The sequence below is a fragment of the Streptomyces sp. CC208A genome (assembly GCF_030010625.1).
In the GTDB taxonomy this organism is placed as follows: Bacteria; Actinomycetota; Actinomycetes; order Streptomycetales; family Streptomycetaceae; genus Streptomyces.
Genome location: NZ_JASCXN010000027.1, coordinates 26,957 through 50,718, shown reverse-complemented (window position 1 = coordinate 50,718; position 23,762 = coordinate 26,957). Strand labels below are relative to the sequence as shown.

Genomic DNA, 23,762 nt, shown 5'->3' with positions numbered 1-23,762 from the left:
GGTCGTACGGGAATGGTTACTGGTTGCCGCAGGTGGAGGCCGGGGAGGCGTCCAGCCAGGGGAGGTCGTGGCCCATCCGGTCCCGCTTGGTGCGCAGGTAGCGGAGGTTGTGCTCGCCGGCCGTGACGGGCATCGGCTCGCGGCCCTCGACGGCGAGGCCGTGGCGGGTGAGGGCGTCGATCTTGTCGGGGTTGTTGGTCATGAGCCGGAGGCTGCGGACGCCGAGGTCGGCGAGGATCTGCGCGCCGGCGGCGTAGTCGCGGGCGTCGGCGGGCAGGCCGAGTTCGAGGTTGGCGTCGAGGGTGTCGCGGCCGCGTTCCTGGAGCTCGTACGCGCGCAGCTTGGAGAGCAGGCCGATGCCGCGTCCCTCGTGGCCGCGGAGGTAGACGACGACGCCGCGGCCGGCCTCCTGGATGCGGTCCAGGGAGGCCTGGAGCTGGGGGCCGCAGTCGCAGCGCAGCGAGTGGAAGATGTCGCCGGTGAGGCACTCCGAGTGGACCCGGACGAGGACGTCGGTGCCGTCGCCGATCTCCCCGTGGACGAGGGCGACGTGCTCGACGCCGTCGACGGTGGAGCGGTAGCCGTAGGCGGTGAAGTCGCCGTGGGCGGTGGGGAGGTTGACCTCGGCCTCGCGGCGGACGGTGGGGTCGGCGGAGCGGCGGTAGGCGATCAGGTCCTCGATGGAGATGATCGTCAGGCCGTGCTTGCGGGCGAAGGGGATCAGTTCGGGCAGTCGGAGCATCACGCCGTCCTCGCCGGCGATCTCGACGATCGCGCCGGCCGGTCGCAGGCCCGCGAGGCGGGCGAGGTCGACGGCGGCCTCGGTGTGTCCGGGGCGGGCGAGGACGCCGCCCTCGCGGGCGCGCAGCGGGAAGATGTGGCCGGGGCGGACGAAGTCGGACGGCTCGTGCCGGCCGCTCGCGAGCATCTGGAGGGTGGTGGCGCGGTCGGCGGCGGAGATGCCGGTGGTGACGCCGTGTTCGGGGCCCGCGTCGACGGAGACGGTGAAGGCGGTCCGCATGGACTCGGTGTTGTTCTCGACCATCTGCGGGAGGCGGAGCCGTTCCAGCTCGTCGTGCTCCATGGGGGCGCAGATCAGGCCGCGGCACTCGGTCATCATGAAGGCGACGACCTCGGGGGTGGCCTTCTCCGCGGCGATGACGAGGTCGCCCTCGTTCTCCCGGTCCTCGTCGTCGACGACGACGACGGGGCGGCCGGCGGCGATGTCGCGGATCGCCTGCTCGACGGGGTCGAGGGCGAGGTCCTCCTCGATGTCCCAGACACTCATGCGGGGGCTCCTTCCAGGGCGGGGGTGCGGGACCGGAGCCACCAGTCGCGCATGCCCCACAGGACGAGGGCGAAGTAGACGACGTAGACGAGGCCGGAGAAGGCGAGGCCGCTGCTGAAGGCGAGCGGGACGCCGACGAGGTCGACGAGGAGCCAGGCGAACCAGAACTCGACCAGGCCGCGGGCCTGGGCGACCATCGCGACGAGGGTGCCGACGAAGATGTACGCGTCGGCCCAGGGGCTCCAGGAGAGCGACGGGTAGAGGGTGAAGAGCCCGCCGACGGCGAGGGTGCCGAGGACGGCGCCGCCGGCGAGGAGGCCGCGCTCCTTCCAGGTGGCGAAGCGGACGGCGATGGAGCCGTCCTGCGCCTGCCGCCTGCCCTGGTTCCACTGCCACCAGCCCCAGGCGGCGACGCCGATGACGAGGAGCTGCTTGCCGACGCCGCCGGAGAGGTGGGCGGTGGCGTAGGCGCCGACGAGGATCAGGCCGGAGAGGAGCTGGGCGGGCCAGGTGAGGATGGAGCGGCGCCAGCCGAGGGCCAGGGCTATGAGGCCGACGGTGTTGCCGATCAGGTCCGACCAGATGATCTTCTGGTCGAGGACGGTGAACGCCTCGGAGTTGAGCCAGTTCACTTGGCGTTCCCCTGTCCGTTCGGGCCGAGCAGCCGCTCGACGTACTTGGCGATGACGTCCACTTCGAGGTTGACCGGGGCGCCGGGCTGCTTGTGACCGAGCGTGGTCAGAGCGAGGGTGGTGGGGATGAGGCTGATGGTGAACCAGTCGTCGCCGACCTCGACGACGGTGAGGCTGACGCCGTCGACGGTGATGGAGCCCTTCTCGACGACGTAGCGGGCGAGGTCCGCGGGGAGGCCGACGCGGACGAGCTCCCAGTGCTCGGACGGGGTCCGCTCCAGGATCGTGCCGGTGCCGTCCACGTGGCCCTGGACGATGTGGCCGCCGAGCCGGCCGCCGACGGCCATGGGGCGCTCCAGGTTGACCCGGGAGCCGGGCTCCAGTGCGCCGAGGGAGGAGCGCTTGAGGGTCTCGGCCATGACGTCGGCGGTGAACTCGCCGTCACCGGTCTCGACCACCGTCAGACAGACGCCGTTGACGGCGATGGAGTCGCCGTGGCGGGCGCCCTCGGTGACGACGGGGCCGCGGAGGCGGAAGCGGGAGGCGTCCGGCAGCTGCTCGACGGCGACGACCTCGCCCAGCTCTTCGACGATTCCGGTGAACACGGTCAGGCTCCCTTGGCGGTGGTGGGGACGGCGGTGACGCGAATATCGGATCCGATCTGCGTGGTCTCGGTGATGTCGAGCCGCAGGGCGTCCGTGAGGGTGGTGATCCCGGCGTCGGCGAGGGCGGCGGGGCCCGCGCCGAGGAGGACCGGGGCGAGGTAGCCGACGACCTGGTCGACGGCTCCGGCGGCGACGAAGGCGCCCGCGAGAGTGGGGCCGCCTTCGAGGAGGACGGAGCGGACGCCGCGCGCGTGCAGGGCGTCCAGGAGGGCGGGTACGGAGAGGCCGCCGGTCGCGGCCCTGGGGAGGCGTACGACGTCCGGGAGGGAGGTCTCGGCGTCCTCGGCGACGGCGATCAGGGTGGGCGCGGCGTCGTCGAGGACGCGGGCGCCGGGCTTCACGGCGGTGCCGTGGGTGTCGACGACGACCCGGAGCGGCTGGACGGCGCTCTCGATGCCGCGGACGGCGAGGTGGGGGTCGTCGGTGCGGGCGGTGCCGGAGCCGACGACGACGGCGTCGGACTCGGCGCGCAGCCGGTGGACGTCGGCGCGGGAGGCGGCGGAGCTGATCCAGCGGGAGGTGCCGTCGGCGGCGGCGATCCGGCCGTCGAGGGTGGCGGCGTACTTCCAGCAGACGAAGGGGCGGCCCGCGCGGACGGAGGTGAGCCAGGCGAGGTTCCTGGCCTCGGCCTCGGCCTCCAGGAGGCCCCGCTCCACCTGGACGCCGGCCGCGCGGAGGGTGTCCGCACCGCCTTCGGCCTGCGGGTTCGGGTCCGCGACGGCGTACACGACGCGGCTGATCCCGGCCTCGATCAGGGCGAGGGCGCAGGGGCCGGTGCGGCCCGTGTGGTTGCAGGGTTCGAGGGTGACGTAGGCGGTGCCGCCGCGGGCCAGGACGCCGGCCGCGCGCAGGGCGTGGACCTCGGCGTGGGGGCCGCCGGCCCGCTGGTGCCAGCCCTCGCCGACGACGTGGCCGGAGGCGTCGGTGACGACGCAGCCGACGACGGGGTTGGGGCTGGTGGCGCCGAGTCCGCGGGCGGCGAGCTCCACGGCGCGTCGCATGGCGGTGATGTCGGCCTGCCGGTCCACCGGGTCCTCCTGCCTCTTCGGGCACGGACTCCGGGGCCTGTCGATGACGACAGAGAGCGGGTACGACGCTGCGCACGGGATGTGCCGGTACGGCCGGATGTCCACGGGGCGCCCACGGGAACCGTGGTCGCCAGCGGACGTACGGCCGGCACACCCCCGTACGGGGTCGCCCGCCGCGCACTGCCTCCCATCCGGACTTTCACCGTCGGTCCAGGAATCTCACCTGGTCAACCGGCCGCTGGCTGCGGACGGGTCGCGGACTATACCGCCGGTTCGGAATTACACCGACCCCGGAGTGCGCTGCTGCTGATACAGGGCCAGTGTGCCACGGCCCGTCAACGGGCATGCACACGATCCCTGTGCGATGGCTCACACGATCTCACGGAACTCGACTTTGGTCCAGACCTATTGACGCACTGGTCTAGTCCTCTTAATCTCCGTGTCACCTCCGAGGAACGGCCCCGCCGGTGTGCGCACACCAGGGGCCCGACACGTACCACCCCCTTGTTCGTTGCGTGTTTTCCACCTCCCCGAGGAGGACCAGATCGTGCTGTCCCCCACGACCAAGAGAGCGTCGCTGCTCGCGTCCGGTGCCGCCGTCACCGGGCTCCTGCTCAGCTCGCTCGCCGGCGGCGTCTCGTACGCCGCCGACAACGAGAGCTGTCGCCCCGACGGCCTGTACAAGACGCCCGGCGTCGACGTCCCCTACTGCTCGGTCTACGACACCGAGGGCCGCGAGAAGATGGGCGCCGACCACCAGCGCCGCGTCATCGGCTACTTCACCAGCTGGCGGACCGGGAAGAACGGCCAGCCCGCCTTCCTCGCCAACAACATCCCGTGGGACAAGATCACCCACATCAACTACGCCTTCGCCCACGTCGACGGCGCCAACAAGATCTCCGTCGGGACGGACGGCCCGAACAACGCCTCCACCGGGATGACCTGGCCCGGAGTGGCCGGCGCCGAGATGGACCCGGCCCTCCCCTACAAGGGCCACTTCAACCTCCTGAACAAATACAAGAAGCAGCACCCCGACGTGAAGACGTTGATCTCCGTCGGCGGCTGGGCCGAGACCGGCGGCTACTTCGCCGACAACGGCGACCGGGTGAACTCCGGCGGCTTCTACTCGATGACGACCAACGCCGACGGCTCGGTGAACCAGGCCGGCATCGACACCTTCGCCACCTCGGCGGTCGACTTCATCCGGAAGTACGGCTTCAACGGCGTCGACATCGACTACGAGTACGCGACGACCATGAAGGACGCGGGCAACCCGCTCGACTGGTCGATCTCCAACGGCCGCCGCGCGGGTCTGGTCAAGAGCTACGACGCCCTCATGAAGTCCCTGCGGGAGAAGCTGGACGCGGCCGGCGCCGCCGACGGCAAGCACTACCTGCTGACCGTGGCCGCCCCCTCCTCCGGCTACCTTCTGCGCGGCATGGAGACGTACCAGATGCAGAAGTACCTGGACTACGTCAACATCATGTCGTACGACCTGCACGGCGCCTGGAACGAGTACGTCGGCCCGAACGCCTCGCTCTTCGACGACGGCAAGGACGCCGAGCTCGCCGCCGCCAACGTCTACGGCTCCTCGCAGTACGGCAACATCGGTTACCTCAACACCGACTGGGCCTACCACTACTTCCGCGGCTCCATGCCGGCCGGCCGCATCAACATCGGCCTGCCGTACTACACCCGCGGCCACAAGAACGTGCAGGGCGGCACCGACGGCCTCTGGGGCAAGGCCACCGCGGCCACCTGCCCGGTGGGCTCCGGCCTGACCAAGTGCGGTGACGGCGCCTCCGGCATCGACAACCTGTGGCACGACAAGGACGACGCGGGCCAGGAGGCGCCGGCCGGTTCCAACCCGATGTGGCACGCCAAGAACCTGGAGAAGGGGATCGTCGGCGACTACGTCACGCAGTACGGCTTCCCGGCGAACACCACCCTGACCGGCACCTACGTCCGCAAGTACGACCCGACCCTGGTCGCGCCGTGGCTGTGGAACGCCGAGAAGAAGGTCTTCCTCTCCACCGAGGACGAGCAGTCCGTGGCCGCCAAGGCCGACTACGTGGTCGACCGCGGCATCGGCGGCACCATGGTCTGGGAGATGGCCGGCGACTACGCCTGGAACGCCGCCAAGGGCCAGTACGAGATGGGCTCCACGCTCACCTCGCTGATGTACGACAAGTTCAAGTCGGCCACCCCGTACGGCGCGAAGAAGTCGAACAAGGCGCTGCCGACGCAGGCCGTGGACATCGAGACCGCGTTCACCGAGTTCAAGCTGGGCGACTCGAACTACCCGATCACCCCGAAGCTCAGGATCACCAACCGGACGAACACCACGCTGCCCGGCGGCACGGAGTTCCAGTTCGACTACGGCACCTCCGCCCCGGCCAACGCCTCCGACCAGTCCGGCTTCGGCACCAAGGTCGTCAGCAGCGACCACACGGGCTCCAACGTGGGCGGTCTGAAGGGCGACTTCCACCGGGTCTCCCTGAAGCTCCCGGCCTGGCAGTCGCTCGCCCCGGGCGCCACGGTCGACCTCGCCTTCAACTACTACCTGCCGGTCTCCACCCCCTCCAACTGGACGGTGACCATCGGCGGGACGACGTACGCCCTCGCCGGCGACCTGGCGCGCGGCACGACGGTCGTGGAGCCGGGCTCCGGCACCACCCCGCCGACGACGCCCCCGCCGACCACCACTCCTCCGACGACGGAGCCGCCCGCCGGCTGCACCGCCCCGGCGTACGTGGCCGGCCAGGTCTACAACGCGGGCAACGAGGTCTCCCACAAGGGCCACCAGTGGAAGGCCAAGTGGTGGACCCAGAACGAGGAGCCGGGCACGACCGGCGAGTGGGGCGTCTGGCAGGACCTGGGCGCCTGCTGATCATCCGCTGAAAGAACCCCCGGCGGCGGTCTCACGGCCCTTGGCCGCCGCCGGGCCCTCCCCCGCGCCGCGCTCCCCTGTCCGGAGCGCGGCGCGGTCGTGCTTCCCCAGGGGTTACGGGAAGAGCGCGTCCTGCGCCGCGTCCCGGGCCCGCAGCAGCGCGCCCCGCAGGACCGCCGCGTCGCCGAGGAGGGTGGCGCGGACCTCCGTGCGCAGCGGGGAGAGCACGGCGAGCTCGGCCTCGACGCGGGCGGCGAGCTCGGGGCCGCCCTGGTGGCCGGTCTCGCCCGCGAGGACCACGCAGCCCGGGTCCAGGACGGCGGCGACGGCCGCCGCGCCGATCGCGAGCCGGCGGGCGAGGGCGTCGAGGAAGGGGCCGTGGCCCGAGGCGAGGGCGCCGGCCGGGTCGAGGCCGTGCTCGGCAGCGAGGGCCTCCACGGCCGCGACGCAGGCCAGTTCGTGGAAGCCGCCGTCGCAGCCGGTGGCCGAGGGCGGCCCGGAGGTGCCGGGTACGGGCAGGAAGCCGATCTCGCCGGCGCCTCCGGAGGCTCCCCGGCGCAGCCGTCCGCCGAGGACGACGGCGGCGCCCACGCCCTGGCCGAGCCAGAGCAGGACGAAGTCCTCGCGGCCCCGGGCCGCGCCCTCGCGCAGCTCGGCGACGGCCGCGAGGTTGGTCTCGTTCTCGACCAGGACGTGGGCCGGAAGGCGTTCCTGGAGGACGGCGACGAGCCGGCGGTGCCAGGCGGGCAGGCCGGTGGAGTCGCGGAGTTCGCCGGTGGCCGGGTCGATGAGGCCGGGGGCGCCGACGGCGACGGTGTGCAGCCTCTCGACGCCCGCCTCCTTCGCGGTGCGCTCGAGGAGGGCCACCGCCTTCTCGACGGCGGGGCCGGTGCCGGCGTCCGCGCCGACCGGGGCGGCGGCCTCGGCGAGCGGGGCGCCCAGCAGATCCGTGACGGTGACGGAGACCGAGCGGGTGCGGACGTCGAGCGCGGCGAGGTGGGCGCGGTCGGCGACGAGCCCGTACAGCTTGGCATTGGGGCCGCGGCGCTCCGTGCCGGTCTCGCCGACGACGTGCACGAGCCCGGAACCGCTGAGCCGCTCGACGAGATCGGCGACGGTGGGCCGGGAGAGTCCGGTGAGGGTCTTGAGCTGGGCTGCCGTCAACGGGCCCTCGTCCTGGAGCAGGCGCAGGGCGAGCCGGTCGTTGATGGCCCGGGCGGTGCTCGGGGATGCGGCCATGCGGTGATCCTCTCAGACGCTTCCCTACCGTCGTCTCTCCGGACCACTATTTATCAGGCAGGGTTCCTGATAGTTTACGGCTCGACAGCCGACGAGAAGAACTCGGCCACGAAGAATCCCGGGGAGGAACCCATGGCGGCGGAGACCGCCCCCAGCTCCGAAAGTTCCGGACGGCTCCGGCGGGCCCGCTTCGCCGTCGCCGCCGTCTTCTGCGTGCACGGCGCCGTGACCGGCAGTTTCGCGACCCGGATCCCCTGGATCCAGGAGCACGCGGGGGTGAGCGCGGGCCAGCTGGGCCTCGCTCTCGCCTTCCCCGCCCTCGGCGCCTCGCTCGCGATGCCGCTGGCTGGCCGGATCAGTCACCGCTTCGGCACCCGCACCGCTCTGCGCGGACTGCTCGCGCTGTGGACGCTCTCCCTCGTCCTGCCCTCGCTCGCGCCGAACGTCTGGGGCCTGTGCGCGGCGCTCCTCGTGTACGGCGCCACGGCCGGCATGTCCGACGTGGCGATGAACGCGCTCGGCGTCGAGACCGAGAACCGGCTCCGCCGCTCGATCATGTCCGGCCTGCACGGCATGTGGAGCGTGGGCGCCCTGCTCGGCTCGGCGGCCGGCACCGTCGCCGCCCACCTCGGCGGCGACGCCCGCCTCCACCACCTGATCGCCGCGCTCGTCCTCACCGCCCTCGGCCTCGCCCTCTGCCAGGGCGTCCTGGACCCGGCCCCCGCCGGGGAGGAGGAGGCCCCGCCGCGCTTCGCGCTGCCGCCGAAGTCCGCCCTGGTCATCGGCGCGATCGGGTTCTGCGCGGTCTTCGCCGAGGGCGCCAGCCTCGACTGGTCGGCCGTCTACCTCCGCGACGAGCTGGACGGCTCGGCCGGTCTCGCCGCCGCCTCCACCACCGTCTTCGCGCTGACCATGGCCGTGGCCCGGCTGATCGGCGACCGGGTGGTGGACCGCTTCGGCGCGGTCCGCACGGTACGGGTCGGGGGCGCGGCCGCCACCGTCGGCGGGGTCCTGGTCGTCCTCGCCCCGCACGCCGCCGTGGCGATGGCCGGATTCGGTCTGCTGGGCCTCGGCGTGGCGGTCGTGGTGCCGCTCGCCTTCGCCGCCGCCGCGCGCAGCGGCCCGAACCCGAGCCAGGCCATCGCGGGCGTCGCCACCATCACGTACACCTCGGGTCTGATCGCCCCCTCCGCGATCGGCGGCATCGCCGACGCCACCTCGCTGGTCTTCTCCTTCGGCCTGGTCACCGCGCTCGCCCTCGGCCTGGTCCTCGGCGCGGGCGTGCTGCGCACGGCGCCCCGCCGGGCGACGGCGGCGCCCGCCGGCACCGACCCCGCGAAGAGCGCGGGACCGGTCGCCTGAGCCCCGCCCCCGGGGGCCTTCCGGCCCCTCCCCCGGCCGCCGCCGGCACATACCATATGGCTGATCTTTTACGGCCGTGACACGGCCTGCGGAACCGGAGAACGGGAGCGACCTCATGAACCTCGGCGTGCGCTGGACCCTGCACGGGGACGGGAGAACGCCCGCCCCCGGGGCCGTCGTCCGCCCCGACGAGCGGCTCTCCTGGCCCCGCACGGCCGGTCTCGGCGCGCAGCACGTGGTCGCCATGTTCGGGGCGAGTTTCGTCGCACCCGTGCTGATGGGCCTCGACCCCAACCTCGCGATCATGATGTCCGGTGTCGCGACGATCGTCTTCCTGCTCGCGACGCGCGGCACGGTCCCCTCGTACCTGGGCTGTTCGCTCTCCTTCGTCGGCGTGGCCGCCGCGATCCGGGCCTCCGGCGGCAGCAGCGCCACCGTCACCGGCGCCGTCCTCGTGGTCGGCGTGGTGCTCTTCCTCGCCGGTCTCGCGGTGCGGAGGTTCGGCGCCCGGATCATCCACGCGGCGATGCCGCCGGTGGTGACCGGCGCCGTCGTCATGCTGATCGGCTTCAACCTGGCGCCGGTGACCGCCTCCACGTACTGGCCGCAGGACCAGTGGACGGCGCTCCTGGTGATGCTCTTCACCGGTCTGGCCGTGGTCTGCCTGCGCGGCTTCTGGTCCCGGATCGCGATCTTCCTCGGCCTGGTCTTCGGCTACGCCCTCTCCTGGGCCCTCGACCTGGTCTTCGGCAGGATCCACTCGATGTCCCCGTCCGGCCAGGTCACCGACCACTGGCGGCTCGACCTCTCCGGCGTCGGCGAAGCCGACTGGATCGGCCTGCCCTCCCTCCACGGCCCGAGCTTCGAGTGGTCCGCGATCCTCGTCGCGCTCCCCGTCGTCATCGCCCTGATCGCCGAGAACGCCGGCCACGTCAAGGCCGTCGGCGAGATGACCGGCGACGACCTCGACGACAAGCTCGGCACCGCGATCGCCGCCGACGGCGCCGCGTCCGTGCTGTCGACCGCCGTGGGCGGCCCGCCGAACACCACGTACTCCGAGAACATCGGCGTCATGGCCGCCACCCGCGTCTACTCCACGGCCGCCTACTGGGCCGCCGCCGGCTTCGCGCTGCTCTTCGGCCTCTGCCCCAAGTTCGGCGCGGTCGTCGCCGCCATCCCCGGCGGGGTCCTCGGCGGCATCACCGTCATCCTCTACGGCATGATCGGCCTGCTCGGCGCCCAGATCTGGATCAACGCCGGGGTCGACCTGCGCAACCCGCTCAACCTGGTCCCGGCCGCCGCCGGCATCATCATCGGCGTCGGCGGCGTGAAGCTGACCTTCACCGACACCTTCGAGCTCGGCGGCATCGCGCTCGGCACCCTCGTCGTCATCACCGGCTACCACGTGCTGCGCGCCTTCGCCCCGGCGCACCTGAAGGCCGCCCCCACGGAGCAGGAACCGCTCCTGGACGCCGGCACCAGCTCGTACGGGAAGGAGCCCGGCGACACGGCGAAGAGCTGAGGCCGTTCGCCCGTTCCGGCGAAGCCGGGCCCCAAGGACTCCCTCCCGGGCCCGGCGGCTGGAAGTCTGCCCCCATGGCGCAGACCCAGTGGACGGATGAGCGGATCGGACAGTTCGTGGCGGTCGACCCCGTGGTGGACCGGATGCGGTCGCTGCGGGCGGCCTGGCACCCGGCCGACGGGGTCGCCGTCTTCAACCGGGTGTACCTCACGGTCACCGAGGAGATCGGCCGCGCCATCGAGGCCGGCACCTTCGAGGACCGGCGGGCGGCGGCCACCCTGGACGTGCGCTTCGCCGAGCGCTATCTCGCCGCCGTCGACGCCCACGCGGCCGGCGCCCCGGGTCCTGCCTGCTGGCGGCCCCTCTTCCACTACCGCCGCCACCCCGGCGTGACCCCGCTGCAGTTCGCGCTCGCCGGGATCAACGCGCACATCGGGCACGACCTGGCGCTCGCCGTGGTGGACGCCTGCCGCACCCTGGAGTGCGGCCCCGCGGACCTGGAGGACGAGTTCGACCGGGTCGGCGACATCCTCGTCCTCCTGGAGGAACGGATCCGCGAGGAACTGATGCCGGGCCCGGACCTCCTGGAGATCGCGGACCCGCTGACGCATCTGCTCGGCTGCTGGAGCCTGGACCGGGCCAGGGACGGCGCCTGGCTCGCCGCCCGCTCGCTGTGGCAGCTGCGGGCGCTGCCCGGCCTCGCGGCCGAGTTCACCGAGCGGCTCGACCGCTCGGTGGGCCTGGTGGGGCGGATGCTGCTCACCCCACTGGCCCGGCCGTAGGGATCAGTCCTCCGGCAGCTCGACCGGGGCGATCTCGTCGTACACGTCACCCGGGCCCGGGTTGGTGGCGTCGGTGGCGCCGCCGAAGTGGTGCATCACGCCCCACACCGCGTTGAGCGCCGTCTGCACCGCGCCCTCGGCCCAGCCGGCCGTCCACGAGATGTCGTCGCCGGCGAGGAAGATGCCGCGCTTGTCCTCGGGGAGGCGGTCCTGCATGAAGTGGGTGAACAGGCGCCGCTGGTAGCGGTAGTGGCCGGGCAGGTTGGCCTTGAAGGCGCCCATGAAGTAGGGCTCGTTCTCCCAGGAGACCGTCACCGGGTTGCCGATGATGTGCTTCCGGATGTCGACCTTCGGGTAGATCTCACCGAGCGACTTCAGCATGACCTCCATCCGCTCGCTCGCGGAGAGCGGCAGCCACTTGAGGCTGTCGTCGCACCACGTGTACGAGAGGCAGATGACGGCCGGCTTGTCCGGGCCGTCGTCCAGGAGGTACGTGCCGCGGGTCATCCGGTCGGTGAGCGTCATCGACATGACGTCACGCCCGGTCGGATTTCCCCTGTCGTCGACGGCCTTGTCCAGCCAGAACGGCCGGTCGACGGGGACGAAGAGCTTCGAGGACTCCATGTAGTGGGTGCGCTCGATCGCCGTCCAGTGGTCGATCGGGAAGAGCGAGTCGTCACAGGCGATCTTGGAGAGCAGCATCCAGGACTGGGCGGTGAAGATCGCCGCCTGGTAGGTGCGGATGTCGCCGGAGGCGTCGGTGACGGTGATCCGGTTGCCCGCCGTGCGGTTCAGCCGGGTGACGGCCGGCTTCGGCTGCCCGCCCTCGTGCAGGGAGGCCAGCGAGGTGCCCTGCGCCCAGTGGACGATCTTCTCCGGCTCGCGCTCCCACAGGCGCAGCGGCAGCTGCTGGGAGCCGCCCACGATGCCGCGGTGGTGGTCGTCGGCCTCGGTGTAGACGACGCGGAGGATCTCCAGGATGGAGTTGGGGAAGTCGGTGTCCCAGCCGCCGGTGCCGAAGCCGACCTGGCCGAAGATCTCGCGATGACGGAAGGACTTGAAGGCCTCGGACTCGCAGAGGAAGCCGTAGAAGGTCTGGTTGTCGAGCTTCTCGACGAGCTTCGCCCAGATCTCGCGGATGCGCGGGACGTCGCGCTCGCGCATCGCCCGGTTCATGTCGGAGAAGTCGGCGCCCTCGTCGAGGCACTTGTTCCAGGCGGCGGCGACGTCGCGGTAGACCTGCGGCAGGTCGTCGATGGTCTCGGCGTAGTGCGACTCGCCCTTGAGGTCGACGACGGTCGAGGGAGTGGCCTCGGCCAGCGGGTTCGGGAAGGGCTTGGTCGTGAGGCCGACCAGGTCGATGTAGTGCTGGAGGGCGGTGGAGGAGGGCGGGAAGCGCATGGCGCCCATCTCCGCCGTCAGGCCCTCGGTCTCCGGGCCCTCGAAGCCGACCGTGCGGAGCCGGCCGCCGATCTGGTCGGCCTCGTAGACGACGGGCTTGAGGCCCATCTTCATCAGCTCGTACGCGGCGATGACGCCGGACAGGCCGCCGCCGACGACCGCGACCTCGGTGCCGTGCTCGGTGGCGGGTATCTGGCCCAGGCCTGCCGGGTGGGCCAGGAAGTCGTCGTAGGCGTACGGGAAGTCCGGCCCGAACATGGTGATCGGCGGCTGCTGCTCGTCGGCGTGCTCGACGGCGTTGGGCACGGTGGACGTCATGGGGTACGGACTCCTTGCACGGGGGGTGGGGCGGGAAGAGAAGGGGCGGCTCAGACGAGGGATCCGTAGAGGCCCGGCCTGCGGTCGCGGAGGTAGGGGTTCTCCGCGCGGGAGGCCGCCAGGAAGCCGGGGTCGACGTCGCCGACGACCAGGTCCTCGCCCCGTCCGGCGCGGGCCCTGGCGGTGCCGTCGGGGCCGGCGAGCACGGAGAGGCCGACGAACTCGAAGTCGCCCTCGGCGCCGGCGCGGTTGGCGTACGCGATGTAGAGCTGGTTCTCGAAGGCGCGCACCGGGACGACCGACTCGGGGACGATCTCGGCGGGGTGCATGAGCGCGGTCGGCACGAGGAGGAGGTCCGTGCCGGCCAGCGCCTGCGCCCGTACGTTCTCGGGGAACTCGACGTCGTAGCAGATCATCAGGCCGACGGTGAGGTCGCCGAGCCTGGCCTGGACGAGGGGCTGGTCGCCGGGGGTGAACCACTTCAGCTCGAAGTCGCCGAAGAGGTGGGTCTTGCGGTAGTGGGCGAGCGGGGCGCCGTCGGCGCCGAAGAGCCGGGCGGAGTTGTAGATCACGCCGTGCTGCTCGGTGTCGCGCTCGGGGTAGCCGTAGGCGACGGCCACGCCGTGGCGGGCGGCGATCTCCGCGACCACGCGGGCGGAGGGGCCGTCGGCCGGTTCGGCCAGACGGGCGATGTCGGCGCCGATGGCGTAGCCGGTGAGGAAGAGCTCGGGGGCGAGCAGCAGGCCCGCTCCGGCGGCCGCGGCCCGGCCGGCGGCCTCGTCGAGGATCGCGAGGTTGGCGGAGACGTCACCGAGCCGGCCGGAGCTCTGGAGCAGGGCGGTGCGCAGCGCGGGCATGGTGAGTCCTCGTGGGGCCGGAGGGGAGGGAGGGGCGTCTTCGGGAGACGTTCAAAACGGTACGGTTCCGTGCTCGGCCCGGACAAGACGGGACCGTTGCGGACCGACCGTCGAACCGTTGCGCGATGTCCGGCCTGGGCGGCGATTCGTTGCGCACGGTCGGACCGGGGCCGTACACCCCCCATGACCAGCACCGGGCCGGAGCCGTACGCCCTTCCGGCGGTGATCGCGAAGGGTGTACGGCTCCGGCCCGGCGGAGGGTCCCGTCAGGCGGGCGAGCCCGAGGAGAAGCGCCGCAGCAGCGGCGAGAGCACCAGGACGGACTTGGTGCGCTCCACGAAGGGCTCGCCCGCGATCCGCTCCAGGACGCGCTCGAAGTGGCGCATGTCGGAGGCGAAGACCTGGACGACGGCGTCCGCGTCACCGGTGACGGTCGACGCGGACACCACCTCGGGGTACCGCTCCAGACCTCGCCGGATGTCGTCCGGCGAGGTGTTGTGGCGGCAGTAGATCTCGACGAAGCCCTCGGTCTCCCAGCCGAGCGCCGCCGGGTCCACCCGTACGGTGAAGCCGGTGATGGCGCCCTCGGCCCGGAGCCGGTCCACACGCCGCTTCACGGCGGGCGCGGAGAGGCCGACGAGCGAGCCGATGTCGGCGTAGCTGCGGCGGGCGTCTTCCGCGAGGGCGTGGACGATGCGTTCGTCGAGGTCGTTGAGTCGCACTACGGGTGGATCACTTCTCTGCGGGTGCCTCGGCCGGGGCCGGAGCCGCGGCCAGTCGGGAGCGGCGCATGCCGTACAGGAAGTAGAACACGAGACCCGCGATCATCCAGCCGCCGAACCACAGCCAGGTGATGAGCGGAAGGCTGTACATGTTGTACGCGCAGAAGAGGAAGCCGAGGATCGGCGTGACCGGGAAGAGCATCACCTTGAAGGTGCGGTTCATCTCGGGGCGCGTGTAGCGCAGGACCACGACGGCGACGTTGACCAGGGCGAAGGCGAAGAGCGTGCCGATGCTGGTGGCGTTGGCCAGTTCGCCCAGGGGGATGAACGCGGCGAGGGTGCCGCAGAAGAGCGAGACGATCACGGTGTTGGCGCGCGGCGCGCCGGTCTTCGGGTCGACCTTCGCGAAGACCTTGGGCACCAGGCCGTCGCGGGACATCGCGAAGAGGATGCGGGTCTGGCCGTAGAGGACGGCGAAGACGACGCTGGCGATGGCGACGACCGCGCCCGCCGCGAGCACGACGCCCCAGAAGCTCTGCCCGGTGACGTCCTTCATGATCTGGGCGAGGGCCGCCTCGGTGCCCTCGAAGTCCTGCCACGGCATGGCGCCGACGGCGACCAGGGCGACCAGGCAGTAGAGGACGGTGACGATCACCAGGGAGAGCATGATCGCGCGCGGCAGGTCCTTCTTCGGGTTCTTGGCCTCCTCACCGGCGGTGGAGGCGGCGTCGAAGCCGATGTACGAGAAGAACAGCGTGGCCGCGGCGGCGCTGATGCCGGTGACGCCGAGCGGGGCGAGCGGGGCGTAGTTGCCCGCCTTGATGCCCAGGAAGCCGATGCCGATGAAGAGCAGCAGCGTGACGATCTTCACCGCGACCATGATCGTGTTGATGCGGGCGCTCTCCTTGGCGCCGCCCATCAGGAAGACCATGGCGAGGAGGACCACGACGAGGGCCGGGAGGTTGATGAAACCGCCCTCGCCGAGCGGCGCGGAGAAGGCCTCGGGGATGGTCACCCCGATGGTGCCGTCGAGCAGCTCGTTGAGGTACTCGCCCCAGCCGACCGCCACCGCGGAGACCGAGACGCCGTACTCCAGGACCAGGCACCAGCCGCAGACCCAGGCGATGAGTTCGCCCATCGTTGCGTACGCATACGAGTACGAGGAGCCGGAGACCGGTATGGAGCCGGCCAGCTCGGCGTAGGAGAGCGCCGAGAAGAGGGCGGTGAGGCCCGCGATGACGAAGGAGATCGCGACGGCGGGGCCGGCCAGCGGGGTCGCCTCGCCGAGGACGACGAAGATGCCGGTGCCGAGCGTCGCACCGATGCTGATCATGGTCAGCTGCCACATCGTGAGCGAGCGGCGGAGGGTACCGCCCTCGCCCTGGCCACCCTCGGCGACCAGGGCTTCTACCGGCTTACGACGGGTGAGGGCGGAAAGCCCGGAGGTCTTGCGGACGGTCGCGGGGTCGACCGGTGGGGCTGCGCCGTGATCCAGCACTGCGGAGGCTCCTTATCGCTGCCTGTCGGTGGGACGGGGACGGCGACGGACCTCGTGCCGGACGCGCGGGCACGCCGATGCGGCCCACGGGGGCAGGAAGTCCGCCGAGCAGGCGGTTCCCGCCACTCCTGGTACGAGGGATGAGCCTAGCGCCCAGATTCGCATCCGTAATGCAGTGTTGTTGCGCAGTGGCGGATGATCATTGCGCACTTCGGGCCCGGACGGGGAAACATTGCGCGCCCCCGCATGAATCGACACATCGGGGACGGGAAGGACCTCTGTCGGAGGCAGGCCGGATCCACGTGGGGGACGGGCCGGATCCGCTTCGGGAACGACCCCGATCCGCATCGGGGACGGGCCGGATCCGGCGCGCGCGTCTTGACTCCTCGGCCCCGCGGGACCACCCTGCACGCGGCCGATCGGAGGTGTCGCGTGAGCTGGCTGGAGCCCGGACCCTTTCTGCGCGGCACGGCGTGGTGGGACGGCGACCGCCCGGTCCGCGCCGACCCCGAGGACCTGGACCGGCTGCCGTGGGACATCGCGGAGCGGGCCGCACTGCCGATCGGGGTGCGGGTGGAGTTCCTGGCGGAGCCGGGCACGACGGCCGTGGAACTGCGCTACCGGGCGGCCGTTCCGGCGGCAGGGGACGAACTGCGGGCGCTGCGGCACGCGTTCGCCCTCTGGCAGGGCGGACGGTGCGTCCGGGAGGTCTTCGCGGAGCCAGCGGAGGAGGCCACGGTACGGCTCCGACTCCCGCCGGGCGACGGGGAGTTCACCGTCCACCTGCCGGAGGCCCAGGCGCCCGTCGTACGCGCCCTGCGGGCCGTCGGCGGGTCCCTGGTCCCCACGCCCCGGAAGCCCCGCTGGCTGGTCCACGGCGACTCGATCACCGAGGGCTGGTGGTCCACCCGCCCCGCGCACTCCTGGCCCGCGGTGGCCGGCCGCGCGCTGGGCCTCGATCCGGTCAACCTCGGCTACGCGGGCGGGGCGCGCGGCGAGCTCCCCCTCGCGGAGCAGCTCTCCCGGCTGCCGGGCGAGCTGATCACCCTCGCGTTCGGCACCAACTGCTGGGCGGCCGCGCCCTGTTCGGCTTCGCTGCTCTACGAGACCACCCGGGCGTTCCTCACCCTGGTGCGCCGCGGCCACCCGGACACCCCGCTGCTGCTCCTCTCCCCCGTCCTGCGCCCGGCGGCCGAGCACACCGGCAACGCCCTGGGCGCCACGCTCAGCGAGCTGCGGGCGGCGATGGAGGCCGCCGTACGGGACCTGGCCGCGGCGGGCGACGGACGGCTCACCCTGCTCCCCGGCGGCCCGCTGCTCGCCCCGGAGGACCTCGCGGACGGCCTGCACCCCAACGACCGCGGCCACGCGCGGATCGCGGCGGCGGTGGCGGGGGCGCTGCGGGAGGCGGGCTTCGTCCCGTGTTCCCGCGGGTGACGCGCGGCGCGGGCGCCGCTACCGCGCCTCCCCACGGCCGTCCCGGCCCACGAGGACGAGTGCGGTGCGGCGGCGCCCAGGACGAAGCCCCAGGGCAGCGCGAAGCCCGTCCAGAACGCCACCTCGGCGGGCAGGAGCCCGAGGGCGGGGGAACGGGCGGCCCGGCGACGGCGCCACAGCGGCAGACCGGTGACCGCCTCCGCCCCGCAGACCACCAGGAACCCGCCGAGCAGCGGCACGCCGGTCCTCAGCCCGATCCGCTCGAAGGGGCCCCCGCCGTATGCGGGGAAGCCCAGGAAGGTCCAGACCTCGCCGTGGCGGGCGAAGTGCACGAGCCCGTACGCGCAGGGCACGCCGAACCCGATGCCCGTGAGCCGGGCGCAGCACGCCGCGGCCCTCGTCGCGGTGGCGCCGCCCTTCGGCCCCCGGTCCTCGCCGCGGCCCATGCTCCGATCAGAACGCCCCCGGCGGCGGACGTCGAACGGGGCCTGACACGCCGAACGCCGGCGGGGCCGAAGGACTCGGCCCCGCCGGCGTTCGCACCGGAAAGGAGGGGGTCAGCTCCAGCTGGCGTGGAGGGGCTTGCCCTCGGCGTAGCCCGCGGCGGACTGGATCCCGACGACCGCCTTCTCCTCGAACTCCGCGAGGTTGCTCGCGCCCGCGTAGGTGCACGAGGAGCGCACGCCCGCGATGATCGAGTCGATCAGGTCCTCGACGCCCGGGCGGGCCGGGTCGAGGAACATCCGGGAGGTCGAGATGCCCTCCTCGAACAGCGCCTTGCGGGCCCGGTCGTACGCGGACTCGTCGCTCGTGCGGTTGCGCACCGCGCGGGCCGAGGCCATGCCGAAGGACTCCTTGTAGGCGCGGCCCTGCGCGTCGTGCTGGAGGTCGCCGGGGGACTCGTACGTCCCGGCGAACCAGGAGCCGATCATCACGTTGGACGCGCCGGCGGCGAGCGCCATGGCGACGTCGCGCGGGTGCCGCACGCCACCGTCGGCCCAGACGTGCTTGCCGTACTTCTTCGCCTCGGCGGCGCACTCCATGACGGCGGAGAACTGCGGGCGGCCCACGCCGGTCATCATGCGGGTGGTGCACATGGCGCCGGGGCCGACACCGACCTTGATGATGTCCGCGCCGGCCTCGATGAGGTCCTTGACGCCCTCGGCGGCGACGATGTTGCCCGCGACGATCGGGACCTGCGGGTCGAGCGCCCGGACGGTCCGGATGGCGGAGACCATCGACTCCTGGTGGCCGTGCGCGGTGTCGATGACGAGCGTGTCGACGCCCGCGTCGAGCAGCTGCTTGGCCTTGCCCGCCACGTCGCCGTTGATGCCGACGGCGGCGGCGATCCGCAGCCTGCCGTTGGCGTCCACGGCCGGGGTGTACAGGGTGGCGCGCAGGGCGCCCTTGCGGGTGAGGATGCCGGCCAGCTTGCCGTCGGCGTCGACGGCGGGGGCGTAGCGGCGGTTGGCGCCGTCGAGGACGTTGAACGCCTCGCGGGGGTCGATGTCCGCGTCGAGGAGGAGCAGGTCCTTGGACATGACCTCGGCGAGCTGGGTGAAGCGGTCCACGCCGGTCAGGTCGGCGTCGGTGACGACACCCACCGGGCGGCGGTGCTCGTCGACGACGACACCGGCCTCGTGCGCCCGCTTGGGCAGCAGCGCGAGGGCGTCGGCGACGGTCTGGTGCGGCTCCAGCACGATCGGCGTGTCGAGGACCAGGTGGCGGCCCTTCACCCAGGAGATGACCTCGGTGACGACCTCGATCGGGATGTCCTGGGGGATGACGACGAGGCCGCCACGGCGGGCGACGGTCTCGGCCATGCGGCGGCCGGCGATCGCGGTCATGTTGGCGACGACCAGCGGGATCGTCGTACCGGTGCCGTCGGGGGCGGAGAGGTCCACGGCCTGGCGGGAGCCGACGGCGGAGCGGCTCGGCACCATGAACACATCGTCGTACGTGAGGTCGTACGGCGGCTTGACGTCATTGAGGAAACGCACGTGCTGACATCCCAGTCGTTCGGATCGGCCCCTAGGCATTTCAGCCAGGGGAAAAAGCACGTAGTTCATTGTCCCACGCTGGTACCCCTACCGGTCCCGGGCGAATCCTCCGAGGCTCGCCGCAGAGCCTTCGGAGGATCGCACGAGAACTGTCGGCCGACGGGCTCCCCCGGCCCGTCCGGCGGGGTCGGACGCGCGCGTCGGCCGCCACCGGCAGCTCCTCGGGCAGGAAGCCGGAGGTGCGGGCCGCGTCCTCCAGGGTGGGGAAGGGGACGCCGCGTCGGTGGAGCCGGCGGGCGAAGACGCCCGCGTCCAGGAGGCTGTCCGGCGTCCCCGCGTCCATCCAGGTGGTGCCGGGCCCCACCGGGACCAGCCGGGCCCGGCCCTCGGCGAGGAAACGCCGGTTGAGATCGGTGATCTCCAGTTCGCCGCGGGCCGAGGGGGTCAGCCCGGCCGCGTACCGTACGGCCTCGTTGTCGTAGAGGCAGAGGCCGGTGACGGCGAGGTCGCTGCGCGGGACCGCGGGCTTCTCCTCCAGGCCGAGGAGGCTGCCGTCCGGGGCTGGCGCGGCGACGCCGTAGCGGTGCGGATCGGGGACGCGGCTGCCGAAGAGGGTGCAGCCGTCGAGTCCCGCGATCTCGCGGCGCATCAGCTTCGGCAGCCCGGGGGCGTGAAAGACGTTGTCGCCGAGGACCAGGGCGACGCGCCGGCCGCCGATGAAGTCCGCGGCGACCAGCAGGGCGTCGGCGAGCCCGCGCGGCACGGTCTGCACCGCGTACGGCAGCCGGGCCCCGAGGTGGCCGGAGGCACCCGCGATCAGGAACAGCGCCGTGGTGATCAGCCAGCCCGCGGGGCCGTTCACGTACCGGCTGATCACCTCGGTGACCGGGCTGTACCCCGGGTTGAGCAGGTCGGCGGCGGCGATGGCCACCACGGCGGTGCCGGCCGCGGCCAGGACGGCCCGGGAGCCGAGCCGCGCCCGGCGGTCCGTGCCGGCGGTGCCGGAAGGCCGGGCGGTGGAGGGGGAAGAGGACGACGGGGCGGGGGAAAGGGTCCGCACGGGGAGCCTCCTGACGGAAGGGGGAGCCGCCGGAGCGGCGCCGGGCGGCGTCTCCACCCGACGCCCTCCACGCTAGGAACGGGCGCCGCCTCGGGCGTCCCCCGTCTGCCGACACCCACGCGTACTCCCCCGGCGCACCCCGTACTCCCCAGGGAGTACGCGCCGGGCCCGCGCCGCCCCTCAACCGCCTCCCGGCTCCGGCCCGTCCCGTCCGTCCGTGCTCTCCCGGCGCCCGTCCCCGAGGGCGATCAGCACCGACAGCCGCCCGGGGGAATCCTCGACGGCGGCGGCGAAGACCTCCTGGGCGGTCTCCCAGTCGCGCGGGGCGCGCCGGGCGTATTCCTGCCAGTGGGTGACGACGACGGCGACGGGCCGGGGCAGCTCGCCGAGGGCCTCGGCGAGGGCGTCCCAGTTGCGGCCGAACCAGGCCGGCAGCGCGAGCACGGCGGCGCAGCGGTCCATGAAGTCCGCCTTGTCGGTCACGCCGTACAGATCGAGGACGACGGGGTCATCCAGTCTCATCGCCGACCACCTCCCGGAAGCTCTGGTAGTGGTCGTCCGTGTAGTACGTCTCCCCGCGCCCGCCGGTGACGATGCGGCGGGCCCCGCGGTCGCGTTCGCCGGGGGTGCGGACGGTGTACTCGTGGTAGTAGCCGCGCTTCTCCCTCGGCAGGATCCGCTCGAAGTTCGAGAAGACGGTGCCGTCCTTGGCGTACGGGAAGGGCCCGCCGCTGCGGATGAGCGCGAGGGTCGTGCGCGCCTCGGGCGGCAGCTCCGCCTCGCGGACGGTGGGGAGGCGGGAGGCGCGCGAGGCGGCGGAGGGGGCGGGGTCCGCCGTCGCGGCGGTACGGGTGGGGGCGGCGGTGGCGGTGGGCGTTCCGGTCCCGGCGGAGCAGCCCGTGAGGAGCAGCGACACCCCGGCCAGGAGGGCGAGCCCCAGCCGGACACAGCGAGCGATCATGCCCCGATGCTGTCACGCCCGCCCGTTCCCGGGGCGGGGCCGCGCGGACGGCCGACCCGCCGGACACACGGAGGGCGCCGCCCGTACGAGAACGGCCGACGCCCTCCGGTCCGGCACCTTCGGTTTGGCACCCTCCGGTCCGGCACGCCCTCCGGTCCGGCACGCCCTCCGGTCCGGTGCCGTCAGCGGCCGGTGCCGCCCGTGTCCGGGTCGGCCCGGTCGAGGGCCGGGCGCGGGCCGGGGCTGAACTCGGTGAGCAGGTAGTCGGCCGCGGAGCGGTCGGTGACCAGGCTGGTGACGAGCCCGGAGCGGAGCACCGCCCCGATCGCCGCCGCCTTCCGCTGCCCGCCCGCGATGGCGACGACCTCGGGGATCCGGCGCAGCCGGTCGGCCTCGACGGTGATGCACCGCTCGCCCAGGTCGCGGCCGACCCGGCGGCCCTCGGCGTCGAAGAGGTGAGCGGACATCTCGGCGGCCACGCCGAGGGAGGCGTAGTGGGCGCGCTCCTCCTCGGAGAGCATGTCGTGGACGGTGGAGATGCCCGGCTCCCAGGAGCCGATGGAGACGCAGGCGACGGTGACCTTGTCGAAGTACTCGAAGGCCCGGGCGATGCCGGTCTGGCTGCGCAGCGCCGCGGCCGTCGCCGGGTCGGGCAGCAGCATGGGCGCGTAGATGGGGTGGGCCTCGCCGCCGGAGACCTGGGCGGCGCGCCGGACCGCCTCCACCGAGCCGCGCTCGGCGGTCCCGGCGTCGTACACGCCGGTGAGCTGGACGACCGTGCACGGCGGCAGCCGGTCGAGGGCGGCCGCCATGTGGATGGTCGAGCGGCCCCAGGCCAGGCCGAGGACGTCGCCCTCGTTGACCAGCTCGCCGAGCAGGTCGGCGGCGACCTCGCCGAGGTTCTCCGGATCCGGCGACTCGTCGTCCTCGGCCGGGGACTCGACGACGACCGCGTGCCGGAGCCCGTAGCGGGCGCGCAGCGCGTCGGAGCGTTCGGCGTCCAGCTCGGCCGGTACCCGGATCTCGATGCGTACGAGATCCCGTTCCAGAGCGGTCTCCAGGACCCGGGCCACCTTGAAGCGGCTCACGCCGAACTCCTCGGCGATCTGGATCTTGGACTTCCCCTCCAGGTAGAAGCGGCGCGCCATGGCCGCCGCCTGCACCAGCTCCGCGGGGCCCATCCGCAGGGCCGACCGTCCCGCCGACATTCCCGCCACCGCGATCTCCTCACTGCTGTCACGCACCGCTGTCCACGATCCGTGTTCGTTCACACTCTGGACCCGCTGTTCATCCTGTCAGAAACGGCGGGCCTTGATCAGTCCTGTCGGCGGCCCGTCGGACCGCGTTCACCGGCCGGAGGCTCAGTGGCCACACGCCCAGGCGGCACCGGCCGTGGCGGCGTCCGCCCTGGCCCTCAGCGCGGCCACGGCCGCGGCCGGGTCGGCCGCCCCGTAGACCGCGGAGCCGGCCACGAAGACGTCGGCGCCGGCCTCGGCGCAGCGCTCGATGGTGGACTCCGAGACGCCCCCGTCGACCTGGAGCCACAGTTCCAGGCCGTGCTTGGTGATCAGCTCACGGGTGCGGCGGATCTTGGGCAGCATGATGTCGAGGAAGGCCTGGCCGCCGAAGCCGGGCTCCACGGTCATGATGAGCAGCATGTCGAGCTCGGGGAGCAGGTCCTCGAAGGGCTCGATCGGGGTGGCCGGCTTGAGCGCCATGGAGGCCCTGGCGCCCTTGGCGCGGATCTCCCGGGCGAGCCGGACCGGCGCGGCGGCGGCCTCGACGTGGAAGGTCACGGAGCCGGCGCCGGCCTCCACGTACTGCGGCGCCCAGCGGTCCGGGTCCTCGATCATCAGGTGGCAGTCGAGGGGGGTGTCGGTCGCGCGGCTGAGGGACTCGACGATCGGCACGCCCAGCGTCAGGTTGGGCACGAAGTGGTTGTCCATGACGTCGACGTGCAGCCAGTCGGCGCCGTCGACGGCCTTGGCCTCGTCCGCGAGGCGGGCGAAGTCCGCTGAGAGGATGCTGGGATTGATCTGCGCCATGTGCCAAGCCTGCCACGTTCTTGGCGACTTCTTTGCCGCGGTCCGGTGCTCGGCC

20 protein-coding genes and 1 riboswitch are annotated in these 23,762 nt (G+C 72.7%); of the genes, 5 read left to right on the top strand and 15 right to left on the bottom strand.

Annotated elements, in window-relative coordinates:
* Positions 1-16: 16 nt before the first annotated feature.
* The 4 genes from QK442_RS25925 to ribD are packed head-to-tail and all read right to left on the bottom strand — an operon-like array spanning position 17 to position 3,613.
* Complete coding sequence (locus QK442_RS25925) at positions 17-1,288, bottom strand: bifunctional 3,4-dihydroxy-2-butanone-4-phosphate synthase/GTP cyclohydrolase II (RefSeq protein WP_282696476.1); 1,272 nt, start codon at positions 1,286-1,288, stop codon at positions 17-19.
* Positions 1,285-1,920, bottom strand: a complete 636-nt coding sequence (locus QK442_RS25920; RefSeq protein WP_282696475.1) for a nicotinamide mononucleotide transporter family protein — start codon at positions 1,918-1,920, stop codon at positions 1,285-1,287. Before QK442_RS25920 ends, QK442_RS25925 begins: the two co-directional genes overlap by 4 nt.
* On the bottom strand, positions 1,917-2,525 hold the full coding sequence (locus tag QK442_RS25915; RefSeq protein ID WP_282696474.1) for a riboflavin synthase: 609 nt from the start codon (positions 2,523-2,525) through the stop codon (positions 1,917-1,919). The genes QK442_RS25920 and QK442_RS25915 overlap by 4 nt, the downstream gene beginning before the upstream one ends.
* 2 nt (positions 2,526-2,527) lie before the next feature.
* Positions 2,528-3,613 (bottom strand): bifunctional diaminohydroxyphosphoribosylaminopyrimidine deaminase/5-amino-6-(5-phosphoribosylamino)uracil reductase RibD, encoded by a 1,086-nt coding sequence (ribD, locus tag QK442_RS25910; protein WP_282696473.1) that lies wholly within the window; start codon positions 3,611-3,613, stop codon positions 2,528-2,530.
* A gap of 173 nt (positions 3,614-3,786) precedes the next feature.
* Positions 3,787-3,916: riboswitch (FMN riboswitch) on the bottom strand.
* 244 nt (positions 3,917-4,160) lie between these two features.
* On the opposite strand from ribD, the gene QK442_RS25905 reads away from it, so the two are divergent.
* A complete protein-coding gene (locus tag QK442_RS25905; protein ID WP_282696472.1) occupies positions 4,161-6,503 on the top strand; it encodes a chitinase C-terminal domain-containing protein in 2,343 nt (780 codons plus the stop codon).
* A gap of 114 nt (positions 6,504-6,617) precedes the next feature.
* Here QK442_RS25905 and QK442_RS25900 read toward each other — a convergent pair whose 3' ends face one another.
* Positions 6,618-7,742, bottom strand: coding sequence for an ROK family transcriptional regulator (locus tag QK442_RS25900; RefSeq protein ID WP_282696471.1), 1,125 nt, complete (start codon positions 7,740-7,742; stop codon positions 6,618-6,620).
* Between the two features lie 132 nt (positions 7,743-7,874).
* Between QK442_RS25900 and QK442_RS25895 the strand changes: the two genes are divergently transcribed.
* From QK442_RS25895 to QK442_RS25885, 3 genes are all read left to right on the top strand, one after another.
* A complete protein-coding gene (locus QK442_RS25895; protein ID WP_282696470.1) occupies positions 7,875-9,104 on the top strand; it encodes an MFS transporter in 1,230 nt (409 codons plus the stop codon).
* Between the two features lie 115 nt (positions 9,105-9,219).
* Positions 9,220-10,626 (top strand): solute carrier family 23 protein, encoded by a 1,407-nt coding sequence (locus QK442_RS25890; protein WP_282696469.1) that lies wholly within the window; start codon positions 9,220-9,222, stop codon positions 10,624-10,626.
* A 74-nt stretch (positions 10,627-10,700) separates the two neighbouring features.
* Positions 10,701-11,408 (top strand): DUF5995 family protein, encoded by a 708-nt coding sequence (locus QK442_RS25885; RefSeq protein WP_282696468.1) that lies wholly within the window; start codon positions 10,701-10,703, stop codon positions 11,406-11,408.
* 3 nt (positions 11,409-11,411) lie between these two features.
* On the opposite strand, the gene QK442_RS25880 is transcribed toward QK442_RS25885, so the two are convergent.
* The 4 genes from QK442_RS25880 to QK442_RS25865 form a co-directional block, all read right to left on the bottom strand.
* A complete protein-coding gene (locus QK442_RS25880) occupies positions 11,412-13,127 on the bottom strand; it encodes an NAD(P)/FAD-dependent oxidoreductase (protein WP_282696467.1) in 1,716 nt (571 codons plus the stop codon).
* Positions 13,128-13,177: 50 nt separating this feature from the next.
* A complete protein-coding gene (locus QK442_RS25875; protein WP_282696466.1) occupies positions 13,178-13,984 on the bottom strand; it encodes a carbon-nitrogen hydrolase family protein in 807 nt (268 codons plus the stop codon).
* Between the two features lie 266 nt (positions 13,985-14,250).
* Positions 14,251-14,706 (bottom strand): Lrp/AsnC family transcriptional regulator, encoded by a 456-nt coding sequence (locus QK442_RS25870; RefSeq protein ID WP_015032260.1) that lies wholly within the window; start codon positions 14,704-14,706, stop codon positions 14,251-14,253.
* A gap of 10 nt (positions 14,707-14,716) precedes the next feature.
* Entirely contained in the window at positions 14,717-16,204 is a 1,488-nt protein-coding gene (locus QK442_RS25865) for an amino acid permease (protein WP_282696465.1), read from the bottom strand.
* 432 nt (positions 16,205-16,636) lie between these two features.
* On the opposite strand from QK442_RS25865, the gene QK442_RS25860 reads away from it, so the two are divergent.
* The gene (locus QK442_RS25860) at positions 16,637-17,641 is read left to right on the top strand and encodes a GDSL-type esterase/lipase family protein (protein WP_282696464.1); all 1,005 of its coding nucleotides are present in this window, start codon (positions 16,637-16,639) and stop codon (positions 17,639-17,641) included.
* A 557-nt stretch (positions 17,642-18,198) separates the two neighbouring features.
* Here QK442_RS25860 and QK442_RS25855 read toward each other — a convergent pair.
* The 6 genes from QK442_RS25855 to rpe form a co-directional block, all read right to left on the bottom strand.
* Positions 18,199-19,641 carry a GuaB1 family IMP dehydrogenase-related protein gene (locus QK442_RS25855; protein ID WP_282696463.1) on the bottom strand — a complete coding sequence of 481 codons (1,443 nt, stop codon included), beginning with the start codon at positions 19,639-19,641 and terminating at the stop codon, positions 18,199-18,201.
* Between the two features lie 40 nt (positions 19,642-19,681).
* A complete protein-coding gene (locus QK442_RS25850; protein WP_282696462.1) occupies positions 19,682-20,701 on the bottom strand; it encodes a sugar phosphate nucleotidyltransferase in 1,020 nt (339 codons plus the stop codon).
* A 180-nt stretch (positions 20,702-20,881) separates the two neighbouring features.
* Positions 20,882-21,223, bottom strand: coding sequence for a barstar family protein (locus QK442_RS25845; protein ID WP_282696461.1), 342 nt, complete (start codon positions 21,221-21,223; stop codon positions 20,882-20,884).
* Positions 21,210-21,662, bottom strand: coding sequence for a ribonuclease domain-containing protein (locus QK442_RS25840; RefSeq protein WP_282696460.1), 453 nt, complete (start codon positions 21,660-21,662; stop codon positions 21,210-21,212). The genes QK442_RS25845 and QK442_RS25840 overlap by 14 nt, the downstream gene beginning before the upstream one ends.
* 182 nt (positions 21,663-21,844) lie before the next feature.
* Positions 21,845-22,870 (bottom strand): sugar-binding domain-containing protein, encoded by a 1,026-nt coding sequence (locus tag QK442_RS25835; protein ID WP_282696530.1) that lies wholly within the window; start codon positions 22,868-22,870, stop codon positions 21,845-21,847.
* A gap of 153 nt (positions 22,871-23,023) precedes the next feature.
* Positions 23,024-23,707 carry a ribulose-phosphate 3-epimerase gene (gene rpe / locus QK442_RS25830; RefSeq protein ID WP_282696459.1) on the bottom strand — a complete coding sequence of 228 codons (684 nt, stop codon included), beginning with the start codon at positions 23,705-23,707 and terminating at the stop codon, positions 23,024-23,026.
* Positions 23,708-23,762 lie beyond the last annotated feature (55 nt).

What these genes read in the sequence shown, in the direction of transcription:
- QK442_RS25835 (WP_282696530.1), bottom strand. Translation starts at nt 22,870, where the DNA reads ATGTCGGCGGGACGGTCGGCCCTGCGGATGGGCCCCGCGGAGCTGGTG.
- QK442_RS25895 (WP_282696470.1), top strand. Translation starts at nt 7,875, where the DNA reads ATGGCGGCGGAGACCGCCCCCAGCTCCGAAAGTTCCGGACGGCTCCGG.
- QK442_RS25890 (WP_282696469.1), top strand. Translation starts at nt 9,220, where the DNA reads ATGAACCTCGGCGTGCGCTGGACCCTGCACGGGGACGGGAGAACGCCC.
- QK442_RS25900 (WP_282696471.1), bottom strand. Translation starts at nt 7,742, where the DNA reads ATGGCCGCATCCCCGAGCACCGCCCGGGCCATCAACGACCGGCTCGCC.
- QK442_RS25885 (WP_282696468.1), top strand. Translation starts at nt 10,701, where the DNA reads ATGGCGCAGACCCAGTGGACGGATGAGCGGATCGGACAGTTCGTGGCG.
- QK442_RS25845 (WP_282696461.1), bottom strand. Translation starts at nt 21,223, where the DNA reads ATGAGACTGGATGACCCCGTCGTCCTCGATCTGTACGGCGTGACCGAC.
- QK442_RS25880 (WP_282696467.1), bottom strand. Translation starts at nt 13,127, where the DNA reads ATGACGTCCACCGTGCCCAACGCCGTCGAGCACGCCGACGAGCAGCAG.
- QK442_RS25925 (WP_282696476.1), bottom strand. Translation starts at nt 1,288, where the DNA reads ATGAGTGTCTGGGACATCGAGGAGGACCTCGCCCTCGACCCCGTCGAG.
- QK442_RS25875 (WP_282696466.1), bottom strand. Translation starts at nt 13,984, where the DNA reads ATGCCCGCGCTGCGCACCGCCCTGCTCCAGAGCTCCGGCCGGCTCGGT.
- QK442_RS25840 (WP_282696460.1), bottom strand. Translation starts at nt 21,662, where the DNA reads ATGATCGCTCGCTGTGTCCGGCTGGGGCTCGCCCTCCTGGCCGGGGTG.
- rpe (WP_282696459.1), bottom strand. Translation starts at nt 23,707, where the DNA reads ATGGCGCAGATCAATCCCAGCATCCTCTCAGCGGACTTCGCCCGCCTC.